This is a genomic window from Oceanicoccus sagamiensis, assembly GCF_002117105.1.
GTDB classification, from domain to species: Bacteria; Pseudomonadota; Gammaproteobacteria; order Pseudomonadales; family Dasaniaceae; genus Oceanicoccus; species Oceanicoccus sagamiensis.
This window is the reverse complement of sequence record NZ_CP019343.1, coordinates 2,175,858-2,193,510: the sequence shown is the minus strand read 5'-3', so window position 1 is coordinate 2,193,510 and position 17,653 is coordinate 2,175,858. Positions and strand designations below refer to the sequence as shown.

Genomic DNA, 17,653 nt, shown 5'->3' with positions numbered 1-17,653 from the left:
AGAATGAGTAAATCTTTACACCGAGGCTCTTACCCCAATACCCGCATGCGTAGAATGCGTAGCGATGATTTTTCTCGCCGGATGATGCGTGAAACTGTATTGACGGTAAACGATTTAATTTATCCGGTTTTTGTTTTGGAAGGAAAAAACCAAAGAGAATCGATTAGCTCTATGCCTGGTATTGAACGGCTGAGTATTGATTTACTCGTAGAAGAAGCAAAGCTGCTAAATAGCCTGAGGGTGCCTGCTATTGCACTGTTTCCTGTCACTCCGAATAGCGCCAAGTCAGAATTTGCTGAAGAAGCTTTTAACCCTGATGGTTTAGCCCAACGCGCGGTCAAAGCGATTAAAGATGCAGTACCTGACATTGGCGTCATTACCGATATTGCCTTAGACCCTTTTACGATTCATGGTCAGGACGGCATTCTTGATAGCGAAGGCTATGTATTGAATGACCGCACGGTTGAAACTTTAGTGAAGCAAGCCGTTTCTCATGCGCAAGCCGGTGTCGATATTGTTGCCCCTTCCGATATGATGGACGGCCGTATTGGTGCAGTAAGAAGTGCGCTGGAACAAGCTAATTTTGTTAATACAAAAATTCTCGCTTACTCAGCCAAATATGCGTCCAGTTATTATGGCCCTTTTAGAGATGCCGTCGGCTCTGCTGGCAACTTAAAAGGCGCCGATAAATACAGCTACCAAATGGACCCCGCCAATAGCGATGAAGCTCTACATGAATGCGCCCTCGATCTGGAGGAAGGTGCCGATATGATTATGGTCAAACCCGGCATGCCCTATTTGGATATTGTGCGGAGGGTAAAGGATGAGCTGGCAGTACCTACCTTTGTCTATCAAGTTAGCGGTGAATATGCGATGCATATGGCAGCCTTTCAAAACGGCTGGCTGGACAAAGATCAGGTAATGATAGAATCCCTGTTAGCTTTTAAACGCGCAGGGGCTGACGGCATTCTCACCTACTTTGCCAAGGACGTCGCAAAACTCCTCAGCCGCTAATGCCTTTTCCGGTAATTTTCCTGTGAAAACAAGGTTTTCTGCTAGACTTGGATGACAACGTTTAGCACTACCATTATCAGGGGATTCATCGAGTATGAAAAAATCACTTATTCTTGGCGCTGCAGCACTTTGCCTGCCAGCGTTTGCCCAGGCAGATACCTTGGGCTTTGAAGTAGGCGTCAGCGCCTGGAACCAAAACTACGAAGGTACTGTTCAGTCCGGTCCTGATTCTTTGGATATTGAACAAACTTTAGGCCTTGAAGACGAAACCAATAATAGTTTTTACGTACTTATTGAGCACCCCATCCCGCTTATTCCAAACGTCATGCTTGCCAGAACCGAGATGGATATTGAAGAGACCGTTAACATTGATGATGGCTTTATCTTTGATGGCACTCCGTTTCCTTCAGGCACACAGGTCACTACCGAATCAGACCTTAGTCATACCGACTTAACCCTCTACTATGAGCTACTCGATAACTGGGTGAGTCTGGATGTGGGTGTTACCGTTCGTCAATTTGATGAAGGCATAACCTTAACCGGCGAAGTACCTATTGGCCCCAGCACTTTAACTTTAAAGGCCAGTGAAGAAATCGACGATACCTTACCCATGTTATATGTCGCGGCAAAATTCGACCTTCCTTTGACAGGGCTTTATGTTGGCGGCGATGTGAATGCGCTGGCTTACGACGGCGATTCGCTGATCGACTATAAAGTGAATATCGGCTATGAAACATCGTTTGGATTAGGTATTGAAGCGGGGTTCCGCTCTTTTGATCTGGACTATGAAGATAGTCGCGATGAAAAAGCTGATGCAACTATCGATGGCGGATACGCCACTTTGTTTTACCACTTCTAAGTTAGCTCTATCATCAGCCATGGCCGTGCGTAACACGGTCATGGACTTAAGCCTCTTACTCACCCATTAAATGGCCAAGCTTACCCGCCTTGGTGGCCAGATACTTGGCATTGTGTGGGTTTTGCCCGGTCTGCAATGGCAGACGCTCAACCACATCCACGCCCTGATCGGTTAACGCTTTCACCTTGCGAGGGTTATTGGTCATCAAGCGCACCTGTTTGATATTGAGGTGCTCAAGCATCACTTTGCAAATACCGTAATCGCGCATATCGGCACCAAAACCCAACTGTTCATTGGCCTCAACCGTATCGGCACCCTGATCCTGCAGCTTATAGGCTTTGATTTTATTTAGCAGGCCAATACCGCGACCTTCCTGGCGAAGGTATAACAAAGCACCGCGGCCCTCATCGGCAATAGCCTTTAAGGCGGCCTGTAGCTGGGAACCACAATCGCAGCGCAAGCTAAACAGCGCATCGCCGGTTAAGCACTCAGAATGGACCCGAGCCAACACCGGCTCACCACTGCCCACATCCCCCATACTGAGAATCAGGTGCTCTTTATCGTTAACGCCATCCTCAAAACCGTGCATATCAAACACCCCCCATGCGGTGGGTAGCTTAGAGGATTCAACATAACTTACGGTCACACATATCTCCTGGAATACAGCTTAACTGGGCTTAACTATGGCTTAGACCTTAACTATGATGCCCTAAGCATGCCTTAACCTGTCATAACGACAGCGGGCGCACATTCTACCAGCAGTCGCGCACCGTTGCTAACCCGCTATAAGCCGACAAAATGGAGGGATAATGACTAATATTTCTGCTGTAGGAATAAAATACCATCCTGTTCGCGGATATTAACGTGATTAAGGTAGGTCATACCCAGCAGAATGTGTCGCGGATAGCTTCCCTCTACTACCGAAGCATCGACCGCATTCACCCGAATACCACCCACCTCAACCGACCTCAGGGTCAGGCGGTAGGCCTTGGCTTTACCACTGGCTGTAATCACGGCAGAGAGCTGTCCCTTCTTATAATCAATACCCAGCCGCTGGGCCTGGTCACTGCTAAGCGCGACGATACTGGCGCCGGTATCAACCAGTACTTTAGCCCGGCGACCATTAATCGACGCATTGCTGATATATTGATTGGAACGGTTACGGGGAATAGCGACTTCTGGCTGGCTGGCCTGAGTAAAGTTGCCGCTAATACGGCGGCTAAGCGTCAGCTCCTGACGCTGACCGTTGATCTCTATAATGGCCCTTTTGGTATTGGCTTCTATCAGCAAGACCCCCTCCGGACTGGGCTTGCCAGCCTTAAGCATGCGCTGCTTGCCATCAATGGTTACCACGGCGGCATTCTTAAACAGCCCATTAGCCTGAATTTCAAGGCTTAAGGTATTCGCACTAAAGAGTAATAGCTGGCTCAATATTACTGCCAGCCGCATCCATCTTTTCATCTTCTCTACCAGCAAGCTGATATTAAACCCTGGCGATCAAGCGGGCCGTTTATCAGATAACAGGGGCTTATCTTCCTCTTGATCGGGCAAGCCCAAATGAGCAACGGCACCAGGACCACTGCCAATCGCTTTAGCTCCACGTATTCCTTGAGTTACATAGGCCTTGGCCAGACTGAGGGCATCCTTAAAGGCGTGACCATTAGCCAAAGCTGCAGCCAGCGCGGCTGATAAAATACAACCGCCACCGCGGTTATTAACTCCAGGAGCACCATCAACAGTCACCCAAATGGCTTCTTCACCGTCTGTCCAATAATCAAATCGCTGGCCACTATCGCCAAATTTTGCACCGGTAATCAGTGCTGAACGGCTACCGATAGCCATCAAGCTGGCCGCTGCACTTTCCATTTGCTCAAAAGAGCCAATCTCATTACCGGTTAACGCTGTCGCTTCTTCGACATTTACCACCAGCAAATCCACTCGAGGTAATAAGCTGGAACGAAGCAGCTCACCCGCTTCACCTAATAGCGCTTCACCGCTGCCTTCCAGCTCCAGGTCATAGACCACATAACCTTGGTAATCATCAAAATACTTAACCACCGTCTCGACAATATCCAGATTGGGAAGAATACCCACCTTAATCACATCAGCAGGCATATCACTGTCTAAGGCATTAATTTGTGCCACCACCGACTTGCGCTCAGTGGCCACCGAGTAGCCAGTAGCAAAGGAGTTTTGCGCGGTAATGGCAGTCACCACGGAGCAGCCACAGGTAGCGAAGTCGTGGAAGGTTTTTAAATCAGACTGTATGCCCGTGCCACCGCAGGAGTCAGAGCCGGAAATACTCCATACCACAGGGATTTTATTGTTTGTGTCGATCACTCTATTTTCCCATCTCAGGTTTAAAGGTACTGCCTAATCAACCAGCAGCACAAAAAAGCAGATTATCACGCAAAGGCGCGATAAAACATTTATATAGCAAAAAAACTACTGATTGAAACGCTGCTCAACCCGTGTAATTAATTTAGTGCAGGAGCTGGAAGAGGCTAGTAACTTCTCCGCCTGCCCCATATAAATCCAATAAATCGGGCCATAGAGCACCGTACCTGCTACATCTCGCCCAGCGGAGGTTAGCGCCCCCTTAGGGTCAAACTCAACCACGGGTGCGGTCATAGGGCCATTAATCACCGCCATTTTGGCCGCAGTACCTCGCAGAGAAATACCTAGCCCCCTGCGTACTCTGGGGATAATCTGCATGCGTAAACGCTCTTTGCCCAGATCAATAGCACCATTGGCGCCAAAGACAATATCAGGGGTTACCAGAATAATAGACTTATCGGCCGTCATCACGCCCTGCTGTACATCAAAATGCAGTGCGGCACACTGTAATTCGGTATCCTCGCCTTCTTCAGGCTTTTTATAAAAGGGGTTTACCTTTTGATTTACCTGAGTCAAAACCTCGGGGGCCAGGTCAGCCAGATCACGGCCATTTAACAAACTGTTGATGGTATAGAGAGACATTTGGCCATCGAGAGAGCTGGCCAGGGCTTTTTCTGTTTTGCCCGTAGCAGTCACATCAACCCGAACATTCACACTGCCTGACTTCATTAAATTGTAGTCTCGCAGCAAGCTCATTAAATCCGGGTCTAGCGAGTCAGCTTCTAATTTTAATGACGCCGCCGTTATGGCAAGACTGTTATCCAAAGCAAAGTTTCCGCCCAGAGCCCCCTGCCCCACCATAAAAGACACCGGATTAAGAGTAAAAACATCGTCCTGGTATAAAACCTCAAGCTTAAGCTGGCGAGCGTCAAACCATGGTGTTGCCCATTGTTCGGCCGTGATACTTAAATCTACGTCATACTCTGGCAACCATGCCAAGGGATAGGGTTCGTCGGAAAAAAAGGATTCGCCGCCCGGACTGGCGGGGGGGTTACTTTGTTTATCAGCGACTTCAATGCTTGAGGTATAGGGCAATATATCCAATACTTTAAAATCCAGATTACCGGATATTTTCTTTAAACTATCAGCCATATCCAGCTCAAGATTACCGGTCAACTCCGTATTACCGGCAACGATTTGCATCGAAGACAATGTAATCGGGCCGTCGTCTTTTTGCGCAGTTCCAGCCGCCAAGCTTGCCGACGTCACTATTTCATCGACGGCACCGGGCTGCAAAACCGCCGTTAAATTACCCTGCATAGAAAACTGCTCACCATCATCTCTCAGAGAACCTGACCAATCGACAGCCGCCAACGCCGAACGCAGGGTAAGCGTATTAATATCAATCTTCAGATCATCATCACGGCCGGTTAAGATCATGGTCAAATCTGTCTTCGCATCTAATGCCGGATATTCTTTAATCCAACTATCGAGCTCTAATGCCTGCATTACATCTTGCAACCATGGCGATACCTCGGCTTGTGCACGGCGGTAGTTAACATCACCAGAACTGGCATAGGTGCGAGTATCACCGAAGGCATCAATACTGCGCTCAACAATTTCACCATGCTGGCTCACCCAGCGATCCAGGTGTTTGAGCGACTCGGCGGTTACCGCCACATCCAAACGATAATCATCAAAGGTTAGCAAGTCATCCGCCTGGCCAGAAACTGTAATACTGGAACTCTGGTTAGTCAGGGTTAAATCCAATTGACTCAACACTACATCAGCACCATTAATATCCACCGCGATAACAATTTCACCCTGAGTGATCGGCAGCGGTTTTTCATCGAGTAACTGCGCCAACGGCTTTAAGCTTGGTGTGACAAGGCGCCCCACTATTTGAAACTGATCATCCCGCAGAAAACCTTCAATCACCGCGACCGCCTGATCCAGTACTACATCAAAACGGTAACTATTATCCTGCTTCCATTCACCACCGGCCGATACAGGCAGGCCCTTATACTCGCCGTTAGTTTTTATCACGGCAGAAAAATCTTGCTGTATCTCCGCATAGAGCTGATCGGCATTGTATTGGTAAGCCCAGGGCTCAGCCGCCGTAGGATTATCCTCCTTTATTTGATAAGCCAGCACCGCAGAACTGGCATCAACAACGGTATTATCCCCAGCAAATTTCAGCCGCAAATTAGCCGCCGATACTGATACATCTTGCTGCTTATCATTAGCGGATACCGCAAGGTCGGCAAAAATGGCCTGCTGATCCAGATAACTCACATGCCCCGCAATATCGACCTGTAAACCGGACAAATCCCTGCCAGCCAAGGTATTCAGTATTTCAAAACGCCCAATATCCGGAGACGATACATTAACCGTACCCGCCAATGCCGGGTCATCCAATAAATGTTCAACCCGTCCGTTCATTTGCAATTGCAAACCACGGCCATCCACCTCAACCTCAATATCTCGCAGCTGATAACCATCTTCTTGATTTAATAATTGACCAGATAAAGAAAGCTCGCCTAAATCTGGAAAATCTTCGCTAAAAACATCCGTTAGCCTTTTCATATTATCGGCGCTGATACTTAAACGCAGGTCGGTACTGGTATCACTATTACTAAACACCCCCACCAGACCAGCGCGAAAATTATCGATGGTGGTGTTAAGCGATAGCCGCAGCGGCTGCTCATCCAGCACAAATGCGGATAGATCATACAGTTCGCCATAGACCGCTATGGGCAAATCATTCAGTCTGGCTTTGGATTCTATAATTCTGGGTTTAAGATTCTCAGATAAATTTAATGAAGTAATATGTAGCTGCTGCGCTCTATCGGTAAAACCATCAAGACTAAGCCGCACATTGCTTAATTGGATATTACCTAAAACAATATCCCAATCCCTTTCACCCTCTTCCTGCTGATTTTTCTCTGGCGTGGGCACCGGCCAATTTAAAGTCTCATCGTCGTTTTTAATTACCGTTGCGACCACATTATCAGCCCGCAGCTTTTGGATATTGGCAGAGGTCAGAGAGAACACACCAAAATCAGCCACCAACTCAAGCCGACCCACTGTTAATAAAGTCTGGCCATCCAGCGCCGAGTAAAGCGTGGCATCACCCAAAGTGATACTGCCAATACCATCCTCAGTGCCAAAAGAAAAAGGCCCATCAATCGACAAACGATAATCGGAGGTAAAAGCGACAGCATATTCCAGCACCAGCTTTCTATCACTGAACAGCAATACGACAAAGATCACGACAAGGAGTACACACAATGCCGGCAGAGCCAGAGCTAGTTTGATGAGTTTATTCACAGTTCATATTCGGCGTTATAGCTACAACAAAGAAGGGATGCCGATGGCATCCCTATTCGTTTTTACAGTGATTAGCACCCAGACTTAAAGTGGAGGAAATTCTGCAAACATATCACCAACCACCTCTTTCACCAGCGCATCACGCTCTTCAGGGGTGCGGTTTTTAACCACTTTACGTTTACTGATAGTATGCCAAACCACTCTATCCATTTTCTGGTCGGCCAGATCGATAACCAGCGTGCCTTCGGTATAGTTTTTTACCTGTACTTCCGTGGAGGTTCTATAACCTGAGCCATAACCACAGCGATAACAGCGATAAGCACCACCGCCGTAATGGCGATCATAGGTACGAATATCCTGTTTGTTCTGGGTCATCAACATAAAACGAACCAGTACGTCTGCTTTATCGGCCTCGACAAGCTTGATGCCTTTAGCCGCCATTTCACTCTCTATAGCCATTTCAACACGGTTGCCTACCAAGCTATCAGCGCCGATAGATTTTCCCGGAGCAAAAGCATAGGTCTTGATTTGGTAAAAGTCATAATCAGGATTGTAATCCAGTACCGGTTTGGGAGGCTCACTGGCACAGGCCGCCAGACCAAGGGCCATAACCAACACCAACAGAGACTTGATTCGATTTGATGCAAAGATTGCCATGCTTCTCTCCTTAACAGGCGTGGTCATTATAAACGGGCCACTGAATCAGCGAGCCTGTTACTTATTAGTTGGCTTATCATAAAGCAATCAGCCAGAAAATGCTGGCTGATTTTTTAATTTACCGTTATAGCGAACTACTGCTGTTGGCGAGTTTCAAAGTTGGCACTAAGGCTATCTAAGCCATGCCGAATTTTATTCGCCCAGTTGCCAAACATCAGACTAACATCAGACATATTCGTCACTCGGTTATTGCTGCGGTAAGTACCCCAGCCACTGCGCTGATCAACAGCAGTAATCAGTGCTTTACCGGTAGCAGAGTCATTAATAGCAAAACCAATAGTCATACTACCTGCACCTTCAGTAAAGACTCTGGAGCGGCCCACCGGCCGGCTTTTAAAGTCATCTTTAGCGGCTGTTGGCGCTATAGCCAGAATGGCGGAAGATAATTGCAATACACCTTCACCCGGCGCATTCACTATTTCATAGCCAGTGCTGGCAGACGTTTCTTCCTGCAAATATTTTGTCATCACTTCCTGGTAGCGTTTAGTTAACAGCTCTTTGTCTTTGTCAGTTAACTCCCAGGGTTTTCGATTAGTGGGGCTTGAACTAGGCTGGATAATTTTGACTTTATCCAGATTCAGTGGCGCTATGTAGATTTTTTTGTACACGGCAAAATCGACTTCAGGGTCAACAAAGGCGGCCTTGACACTGCTATTCTCTACTTTGTAGAGGTTATCACCGATTTTTTCGGCATCTTCGCCGGTAGGAATGGTCGCCTGCTGACTACAGGCCACCAAGGCCGCTGCAGATAAGACCACGGCAAACAGCTTGCTGGCTGCCGCCCAAAAAGGAACCGATTTATGTAACATAAGATACCTCCAAGATAATCACTTATTACAAACTGCTACTGCCTACATGGCACCCCAATAGCCCTAAAATCTATTGTCACCATAGGCAAACTGCGCATCACTGGCCAACATATAGCCCATCAGGGCAAAGGCACCTAGAAAACATACGGCAACAACAGGCATTACGATTAAACTTAACATACAATTTCTCCTTAGTGTCTACTTTGACATTCTGTCTAGAGACTTCTCTCTTTGACGATTTAAAAGTACACCGTGTTGAGAAATAATTACAATCTATTGTTATTATAAAAAACATTACATCAAGTAATACTAAAGCATTAGTCCGCCAGCACCGTTCTATCGGCCGCCCAATCGCGCAACTGGTGTATATTCTCCGCCATCACCACAGACAAGGGGTAGGTATTATCGATCTGCTCGGCAATATGCTCGGTCGACAGGGGCTGCCTCTGTGCTGAAGAGCTATACAACGCCGCTACCACTGCCTGCTCGATCTCCGCGCCAGAAAAGCCCTCTGCCTGTTCCGCCAATACTGACAGATCAAACCGCTGTGGATCAAAGTTACGCTTCTTAAGGTGAATCGCAAAAATCTCTTCACGCACCGGTGGTTTGGGTAAATCGACAAAAAAGATTTCATCCATACGCCCTTTACGCATTAACTCAGGGGGCAACTGAGAGACATCATTAGACGTGGCCACAATAAAGACATTGGCCTCTCGCTCCGCCATCCAGGTCAGCATGGTGCCTAGAATTCGGCGGGAAGTGCCGTCATCGCTATCGCTGGTAGCCAGGCCTTTTTCTATTTCATCAATCCACAGCACACAGGGTGACATAAGCTCGGCTTGCTGAAGGGACTTTTTCAGGTTTTTCTCGGTTTCACCAATAAATTTATTATAAAGCGCCGCCATATCCAGCCTTAATAGAGGAACACCCCATAAACCGGCAATAGATTTAGCGGCAAGACTTTTACCTCCTCCTTGAATACCTAACAGCATAACCCCCTTGGGGCGATCCACATCCTGACTTTGGGTATTCAGGAAAATATCTTCCCGCTGCTTTACCCAGTCTTTTAATTTATTCAGGCCGCCCACCGCAGAAAACCTGGCGGTATCATATTCAAAGCTAAGCACGCCCTCCATATCGATCAGTTCAAATTTGGCTTTATTGACCTCGGGTAGATCATCTTCAGTAATAGCGCCATCATCTCTAATGACGCCGCGGGCCAAACGACGAGCATCCTGCTGGCTCAGGCCCCGCAAATTTTTGATCAGTTTTTTCAGTGTTGTATGGTCGGTTTTAACCCGAGCCTTGGCATTATCTTTTGACCACTCCGACACTTCATCGCGAACAATGGCCATCAGTTGGGCATCATTCGGCAAGGTCATAGAAAATTTTGCACAGTAGTGCTGTAGCTCCGCAGGGATATCTAACTGATGACTAATTAGCACCAGAGTATGCTGCAAACGATCATAGTTCAGCGCAATATCTTTTAGTAAGCGTACATGCTCGGGGTTGCCAGCCAAGTAGGGATGAAAATCACAGAGCGCAAACAGTGCTGCTTGATTTTTTGTTTTAATGGTTTTTAACACGTCGGAGGGAGACTCAGGCTCCGGCGGCAGATTTAAGGCATCACCAAAACCTAAGCGATTGATGCCTTCTGTGATGGACCAGCAGAAATAGCCTAGCTGTTTTTTAACCGCTACCTGGGTAAGTAATTCCAGTGCACGTTTTTCATCATGCGTTTCTAAAACAATAATGGGTACATTGGAATCAATAATTAACCCAAGATCTGCAACATCCTTCATACGCAATCCTTTTCTACAATAAGTCAGGCCCCACCAGATATACCAGGCCTTGTAATATAATCAGCGCGTAGATACCCGCCAACACATCATCAATCATAATGCCCAAACCGGTTTCCATTTTTTCGTCAAAGATTTTAATCGGCCAGGGCTTCCAAATATCAAATAGGCGAAATAAAGCAAAACCAATCAGCAGCCATAACCAGCCCGCAGGTGCTGCAAACAGGGCAATCCAAAGACCAACAAACTCATCCCAGACGATACCCGGGTGATCATGCACCCCTAAATCTTCAGCCGTTTTACCACAGAGATAAATGCCGATCACAAAGGCGGCCAATACTACCAGCGCATAGACCAGTAATGGCAACGGGCTCAGCAACCAATAAAGCGGGATAGCCATCAATGTGCCAAAGGTGCCCGGCGCCTTGGGTGCCAAACCACTACCGAAGCCAAACGCCAGACAATGGATAGGATGTGTAAGAATTTTTTTGGCTTCTGGCTTTACAGCAGATGTAGGCATACAGTTATTCGCTATGATTAAAGTGTTGGTAGCCACTGGCATCAACAGATACATCGCCACCACTGGCGTCAATGCAACTTACCCCGGACCCTGCTAGCATTGTTCCCACCTCGGTAATGGGCACGCCCAACTGCTGGCCAAGTGTTTTGATTAGCGCTCTATTTTCCGGTGGTGCCGTAAAACATAATTCGTAGTCATCACCCCCACTTAAAGCATAAGCCAGCGCCTGAGGTTTTTCCACGACGGCCTTTATCACACTCGATAAAGGCAATTGGTCTACATTAACGACCGCAGCCAACTGTGACGCTTTGGCAATATGCGCCAGGTCAGCCAATAAACCATCTGAAATATCGATGGCGGCATTAGCAAGGCCCAACAGGCCCTGCCCTATATCCAGCCGTGCGCTGGGCTGGTAAAAACGCTGATTTAAAAAGTTCTGCTGCGCTTGATCGACGGTTAAACGCCCTTGAATCATTGCCAGTGCGACAGCTGCATCACCAATCGTACCGCTGACAAAAATAGCATCGCCAGGCTTTGCTGCCGAGCGTTTCAATGCCGTCTGCGCAGAGACACTGCCATGGACTTGAACCGTTAAACTTAGCGGACCCTGTGTGGTATCACCCCCCATTAATGGCAGCTTATAGGCCTGAGCCGCTGCGCGCAGGCCACGACTAAAACCATCCAACCACTGCGTATCAACCGCAGGCAAAGTCAGCGCGAGGGTAAATGCCAGTGGGGTTGCGCCCATCGCTGCTAAATCACTAATGGAAACCGCTAAAGCGCGCTCAGCAAGTTGGTAAGGGTTGGCGTTTTCGGGAAAGTGTCGACCAGAAACCAGAGTATCAATAGAAAGTGCTAACTGTTGGCCCGGCGGCAGTGATAACAGAGCACAGTCGTCGCCGACACCAAGAGTCACTGCAGACTGACCGGCTGTTGTGTCGACTGTAGTACCGACTGTAGTACCGCCATCAATATCCGCAAAGTAGCGAGCAATAATATCGAACTCGCTTAGCTGCCCGGAGTCACTCATAACCTAGTCGTTAGCTGCCAGCTTTTATTTCAATAGCACGAACATCCTGCGCTAATTTATCGAGCACACCGTTAATGTATTTATGCCCATCGGTGGCACCGAATTTTTTTGCCAGCGCTACCGCTTCGTTAATAACGACTTTATAGGGAATATCAATACGCTTAACTAATTCGTAGCTTCCCAAACGCAATAGCGCGAGTTCAATCGGGTCTAATTCTTCAATCGTGCGATCAAGATGCGGGGTAAAAGCTTGCTCCAATTCTTCCAGATTGGCGGGAACGTGATGAACAATATCGTGAAAATATTCAACATCGACTTTGGCAAAATCATAGTCGGCCAAAAATTGCAGCTCAATTTCTGTCACCGAATCTTTAGTCATCTGCCACTGGTATAAGGCCTGCATACCATAGTGACGAGCTTTGCGGCGAGCCGCTGGATTAAATTCTTGTTTCTCAGACACGTTTTTACTCATCACTATTTATTAAGAGTTCATATTAAGAGTTTAGGCTGCCAATAACACAGAGCATTTCTAATACACAGGCGGCAGATTCTTCACCTTTGTTCTCGGCGTTTTCACCAACACCACAACGCTCTAACGCCTGCTGTTCGTTATCCACCGTTAACACGCCAAAGGCAATGGGCATACCGGTATCCAGACTGACACGCATAACGCCACTGGAACACTCACCGGCCACATATTCAAAATGTGGCGTACCGCCACGAATCACTGCGCCAAGGGTAATAATGGCATCGTACTGCTTACTGGCGGCAACATGCTGGCAGGCTAGCGGGATTTCATAAGCACCGGGGCACATAATCAACTCGATATTGGCTTCTTCAATACCGTTCTCGGTTAAGTGTTTTTTGGCGCCCGCCAATAGATTATCAACAATAAATGTATTCCAGCGAGTAACCACTATGGCAATGCGCTTGCCCGCTAAAATAGCTGCGTTATATTCGGGGGTTTCAATACCTTTCATCATTTTCTTCCGCTATTCAGGTCAGTTTATTCAGGAGAGACGAAGTCAACAACTTCTAAATCAAAACCGGAAATTGCACTGTATTTAATGGGCGGCCCATTAATCGAAGTTTGCTTACACCCACATCCCGTAAAATTTGTGAGCCTAAACCTACGGTTAGATAAGCATTGGAGCTGCCATCGGCAACGGCCAGCGGAGCTGGCTTTTTACCCATTGCAATGTCAACACTGGCCAGGGTTTCTTCAGGGCGCTCATCATGGGCTAGCAAGACAATAACACCGCTGCCCTCTTCAGCCACTTTTTTGATACAGCGCTGAATATTCCAACCCGGTGTATCGCCAGGCTGAGTACCCAATAAATCACGAATAGATGAAGCCAGGTGCACACGTACCAGGGTGGCGTCATCCTGACTAACATCACCTTTTACCAGAGCATGGTGGATATCACCGGCCAATAAATCTTTATAGGTATGCAGGGTAAATTCGCCATGGTCAGTATTAACCTGACCTTCGCTCACTTTTTCAATGGTTCTTTCATTGATCACACGGTAGTGAATCAGGTCGGCAATGGTGCCAATTTTTAAGTCGTGCTCTTGCGCAAATTTTTCTAACTCCGGGCGACGGGCCATAGTGCCGTCTTCATTCATAATTTCAACGATAGTACCCGAGGCTTCAAAGCCTGCCAGTCTGGCAAGATCACAACCGGCTTCGGTATGACCTGCACGAGTCAATACACCACCGGGCTGAGCCATGATCGGGAAAATATGCCCCGGCTGCACAATATCACTGGGCTTGGCACCGCGAGCAACGGCAGTGCGAACGGTATGAGCACGATCGGCAGCGGAGATACCCGTCGTAACGCCTTCGGCCGCTTCAATCGATAAGGTAAAGTTAGTGCCAAACTGTGCGCCATTGGCACCGTCTACCATCAAGGGTAAATCAATTTGCCGGCAGCGATCTTCGGTTAAGGTTAAACAAATCAGGCCGCGAGCATACTTGGCCATAAAATTAACATCCTGCGGTTTGACGCACTCCGACGCCATTACCAGATCGCCTTCATTTTCGCGATCTTCGTCATCCATCAAGATAACCATTTTGCCTAAGCGGATATCCTGAATAAGTTCTTCAACTGTATTAAGTGCCATGTTCTACCTCTTGATTATTTCAGTGGGCTGGCATCAATGCGCCAATCCTCACCTACCGGGGTAATACTTTCAATGGTTAATCGCTGCTGCTGAGCCATCGTACTCAGTGGCAACTGTAATAAGGGTCTTGCTTCACTGCCCAGTAAGGTGGGCGCCATATAAACGTTCAACTGATCGACCAGACCCGCCTCGATAAAAGCACCCGCCAATGTGGCGCCCGCCTCTACCATTACTTCATTGCAATGCCGTTCAGACAATAGCTGCAAGGTTTTGGTGATATCCACCCGGCCATGAGCGGCAGGCAGGTAAACCACTTCTGCACCGGCCTGTTCCAAAGCGTGCTGGGCCTTGGGGTTTTCTGCACTGGCGATAAGCAACGTATGGCCCGGTTGCGATAAGATATTGGCATCAACCGGTAAACGCAGCCTGGAATCTAATACCACTCTTAATGGCTGCTGCTCGGCAGCTAGCAAGGCAATATCCGGATCAATACCCATTTCATCGGCACGCACAGTCAAGCAGGCTTGATCGGCAATCACTGTATCGACTCCTGATACCACCGCACAACTGCGAGCACGTAAGCGCTGTACATCACTTCTGGCCGCTGCACCGGTAATCCACTGGCTTTCGCCAGACGCCATCGCGGTGCGGCCATCAAGGCTCATGGCCAGCTTTACTCTTAGCCAGGGCACACCCTTTTCCATACGTTTGATAAAACCAGGATTTAAGGCTTTAGCTTCAGCTTCCAAGACACCGGTTTCAACCGTGATACCTGCATCCTGCAATCGCTTAATCCCCCTGCCTGCCACTAAGGGATTGGGGTCTGTCATTGCCACAACAACCCGCGCCACCTTGGCTGCTATCAACGCTGCACAACAGGGTGGTGTTTTACCGGTATGGCTGCATGGTTCCAGCGTGACATAGGCTGTTGCACCGGCAGCATCACCGGCATCGGCGATTGCATTGACTTCAGCATGGCCCTCACCGGCCCTTACATGGTAGCCACTACCAATCATGTCGCCATCACGAACCAGTACACAGCCGACTCGCGGATTGGGCGAGGTGGTATATAAACCGCGCTGAGCCAAATCAATGGCCAGCTGCATGTAGTCGCGGTCATCCATGGGGCTATTCGTCGCCGGCTTCAGGCTCTTCCGCCAAGCGATCAATCTCTTCGCGGAATTCATTGAGGTCTTTAAAGTCTCTATAGACAGAGGCAAAACGTACAAAGGCGACCTGATCGAGCAGTTTTAATTGCTCCATCACTAATTCACCCACTCTGATCGACTCAATTTCGCGCTCGCCGGTAGCCTGCAATGAGTGTTCAATCTGGCTAACAACCGCCTCGATTTTTTCGATACTCACGGGCCGTTTTTCTAAAGCACGTAATAAACCGGCTCGCATCTTCTCTTCATCGAAGGGCTCGCGGTTACCATTTTGCTTAATAATACGTGGCATCAGAAGCTCGGCGGTCTCGTAGCTGGTAAAGCGCTCTGAACATGAAGTACATTCGCGACGGCGACGCACCTGACCACCCTCGGCTACCAGCCGGGAGTCAATAACCTTGGTATCATCGTGGGAACAAAAGGGACAGCGCATGGGCGGCTTACCTTCAGAAGATTGAACGTGGACGGAAGTCTATCATAGAAGCCACAAGAGGCGGGAATGACCCGCCTCTTGCTGCTCAATAGAGGACTGCTTACTTATAAACAGGGAATCTGCCGCAGATATCCAGCACTTTGGCTTTTACTGCTGGAATTACCTGCTCGCTAGTGCCATTTTCCAAAGAATCCAGCACATCACACATCCAGTTAGTCAGTTCGCGGGTTTCATCTTCTTTAAAGCCGCGAGTAGTGATCGCCGGGGTGCCTACACGAAGACCCGATGTAACAAAAGGTGAACGAGGGTCATTAGGTACGGCATTTTTGTTAACGGTGATAAAGGCATCACCCAGGGCAGCATCGGCATCTTTACCGGTATATTCTTTACCGATCAGGTCAACCAGCATCAGATGGTTTTCAGTACCACCGGAAACAATCTTAATACCGCGCTCAATAAACGTCGCCGCCATCACTTTAGCGTTGGCAACCACCTGTTGCTGATAGACTTTAAAGTCATCGCTGGCCGCTTCTTTAAAGCTTACCGCTTTAGCGGCAATCACATGCATTAAGGGGCCACCCTGACCACCGGGGAATACCGCTGAATTAAATTTCTTTTCCAACTCTTCGTTATGCTTGGCAATGATAATGCCGCCACGGGGGCCACGAAGGGTTTTGTGGGTGGTTGAGGTCACCACGTCAGCAAAGGGTACAGGATTTGGATAAACACCGGCGGCCACCAAACCAGCAACGTGGGCCATATCTACCATCAGATAAGCACCAACCTGGTCCGCAATCTCACGGAAGCGAGCCCAATCAACAATACCGGAGTAGGCAGAGAAACCCGCCACAATCATTTTTGGCTTGTGCTCAAGAGCCAGCGCTTCAACCTGATCGTAATCGATCATGCCCGTTTCAGCATTTAAGCCGTACTGCACTGAGTTATACACCTTGCCGGAGAAGTTTGGCTTGGCACCGTGGGTCAGGTGACCACCGGCGTCCAGGCTCATACCTAATACGGTATCGCCAGCCTGTAGCAACGCCAGATAAACCGCTGAATTAGCCTGCGACCCGGAGTGCGGTTGAACATTGGCGTAATCGGCACCAAACAGAGCTTTAACACGCTCAATAGCCAACTCTTCAGCTTTATCAACATACTCACAACCGCCGTAGTAACGCTTGCCGGGGTAACCCTCAGCGTACTTGTTGGTCATGGAAGAGCCCTGCGCTTCCATGACTCGTGGGCTGGTGTAGTTTTCAGACGCGATCAACTCAATATGCTGTTCCTGACGCTGGTTCTCTTCCTGGATCGAAGAAAAAATCTCATCATCAAAACCTTCGACCTGCATATCTTTAGTAAACATTGCTAACCCCTTGGCTAATGGTAAGTGAACATGGAATCTCAGCCGCCATCACATGCTGTGGATGCTGTTTTTCAAAGGCGCGAATTGTACAGGATTGATACTTTTTAGGCGAGTAGTTAAAACAGGTAAACCGGTTGTCTTAATCGGCCACT

General features: G+C 48.3%; 16 protein-coding genes and 1 pseudogene. 2 read left to right on the top strand and 15 right to left on the bottom strand.

The window, feature by feature from the left end; translation table 11 throughout:
* Window positions 1-3 precede the first annotated feature (3 nt).
* Window positions 4-1,014, top strand: a complete 1,011-nt coding sequence (hemB, locus tag BST96_RS09965) for a porphobilinogen synthase (RefSeq protein ID WP_085758567.1) — start codon at window positions 4-6, stop codon at window positions 1,012-1,014.
* Window positions 1,015-1,108: 94 nt separating this feature from the next.
* Complete coding sequence (locus tag BST96_RS09960; protein WP_085758566.1) at window positions 1,109-1,873, top strand: TIGR04219 family outer membrane beta-barrel protein; 765 nt, start codon at window positions 1,109-1,111, stop codon at window positions 1,871-1,873.
* A gap of 55 nt (window positions 1,874-1,928) precedes the next feature.
* Here the strand turns inward: BST96_RS09960 and ribA are convergent, their stop codons facing one another.
* From ribA to glyA, 15 genes and pseudogenes are all read right to left on the bottom strand, one after another.
* On the bottom strand, window positions 1,929-2,519 hold the full coding sequence (ribA, locus tag BST96_RS09955; RefSeq protein WP_085758565.1) for a GTP cyclohydrolase II: 591 nt from the start codon (window positions 2,517-2,519) through the stop codon (window positions 1,929-1,931).
* Window positions 2,520-2,686: 167 nt separating this feature from the next.
* A complete protein-coding gene (locus tag BST96_RS09950; RefSeq protein WP_085758564.1) occupies window positions 2,687-3,334 on the bottom strand; it encodes a retropepsin-like aspartic protease family protein in 648 nt (215 codons plus the stop codon).
* A 36-nt stretch (window positions 3,335-3,370) separates the two neighbouring features.
* Window positions 3,371-4,213, bottom strand: coding sequence for a bifunctional hydroxymethylpyrimidine kinase/phosphomethylpyrimidine kinase (gene thiD, locus BST96_RS09945; RefSeq protein WP_169713962.1), 843 nt, complete (start codon window positions 4,211-4,213; stop codon window positions 3,371-3,373).
* A gap of 105 nt (window positions 4,214-4,318) precedes the next feature.
* Complete coding sequence (locus BST96_RS09940; RefSeq protein WP_157117922.1) at window positions 4,319-7,540, bottom strand: AsmA family protein; 3,222 nt, start codon at window positions 7,538-7,540, stop codon at window positions 4,319-4,321.
* Between the two features lie 84 nt (window positions 7,541-7,624).
* The gene (locus tag BST96_RS09935) at window positions 7,625-8,197 is read right to left on the bottom strand and encodes a DUF4136 domain-containing protein (protein WP_169713961.1); all 573 of its coding nucleotides are present in this window, start codon (window positions 8,195-8,197) and stop codon (window positions 7,625-7,627) included.
* Between the two features lie 134 nt (window positions 8,198-8,331).
* Complete coding sequence (locus tag BST96_RS09930) at window positions 8,332-9,066, bottom strand: DUF3313 family protein (RefSeq protein ID WP_085758560.1); 735 nt, start codon at window positions 9,064-9,066, stop codon at window positions 8,332-8,334.
* A gap of 317 nt (window positions 9,067-9,383) precedes the next feature.
* The gene (locus BST96_RS09925) at window positions 9,384-10,868 is read right to left on the bottom strand and encodes an AAA family ATPase (protein ID WP_085758559.1); all 1,485 of its coding nucleotides are present in this window, start codon (window positions 10,866-10,868) and stop codon (window positions 9,384-9,386) included.
* Window positions 10,869-10,881: 13 nt separating this feature from the next.
* Window positions 10,882-11,385, bottom strand: coding sequence for a phosphatidylglycerophosphatase A family protein (locus BST96_RS09920; protein ID WP_085758558.1), 504 nt, complete (start codon window positions 11,383-11,385; stop codon window positions 10,882-10,884).
* A 4-nt stretch (window positions 11,386-11,389) separates the two neighbouring features.
* The gene (gene thiL, locus BST96_RS09915) at window positions 11,390-12,415 is read right to left on the bottom strand and encodes a thiamine-phosphate kinase (protein ID WP_085758557.1); all 1,026 of its coding nucleotides are present in this window, start codon (window positions 12,413-12,415) and stop codon (window positions 11,390-11,392) included.
* Between the two features lie 10 nt (window positions 12,416-12,425).
* Window positions 12,426-12,887 carry a transcription antitermination factor NusB gene (nusB, locus tag BST96_RS09910; protein ID WP_085758556.1) on the bottom strand — a complete coding sequence of 154 codons (462 nt, stop codon included), beginning with the start codon at window positions 12,885-12,887 and terminating at the stop codon, window positions 12,426-12,428.
* A 22-nt stretch (window positions 12,888-12,909) separates the two neighbouring features.
* Window positions 12,910-13,395 (bottom strand): 6,7-dimethyl-8-ribityllumazine synthase, encoded by a 486-nt coding sequence (gene ribH / locus BST96_RS09905; protein WP_085760507.1) that lies wholly within the window; start codon window positions 13,393-13,395, stop codon window positions 12,910-12,912.
* 26 nt (window positions 13,396-13,421) lie between these two features.
* Window positions 13,422-14,539 (bottom strand): annotated as a pseudogene (gene ribBA / locus BST96_RS09900) (bifunctional 3,4-dihydroxy-2-butanone-4-phosphate synthase/GTP cyclohydrolase II).
* 14 nt (window positions 14,540-14,553) lie between these two features.
* The gene (gene ribD, locus BST96_RS09895; RefSeq protein WP_085758555.1) at window positions 14,554-15,663 is read right to left on the bottom strand and encodes a bifunctional diaminohydroxyphosphoribosylaminopyrimidine deaminase/5-amino-6-(5-phosphoribosylamino)uracil reductase RibD; all 1,110 of its coding nucleotides are present in this window, start codon (window positions 15,661-15,663) and stop codon (window positions 14,554-14,556) included.
* Window positions 15,664-15,667: 4 nt separating this feature from the next.
* Window positions 15,668-16,138 (bottom strand): transcriptional regulator NrdR, encoded by a 471-nt coding sequence (nrdR, locus tag BST96_RS09890; RefSeq protein WP_085758554.1) that lies wholly within the window; start codon window positions 16,136-16,138, stop codon window positions 15,668-15,670.
* Window positions 16,139-16,238: 100 nt separating this feature from the next.
* Window positions 16,239-17,486, bottom strand: coding sequence for a serine hydroxymethyltransferase (gene glyA / locus BST96_RS09885; protein ID WP_420814632.1), 1,248 nt, complete (start codon window positions 17,484-17,486; stop codon window positions 16,239-16,241).
* Between the last annotated feature and the right edge of the window lie 167 nt (window positions 17,487-17,653).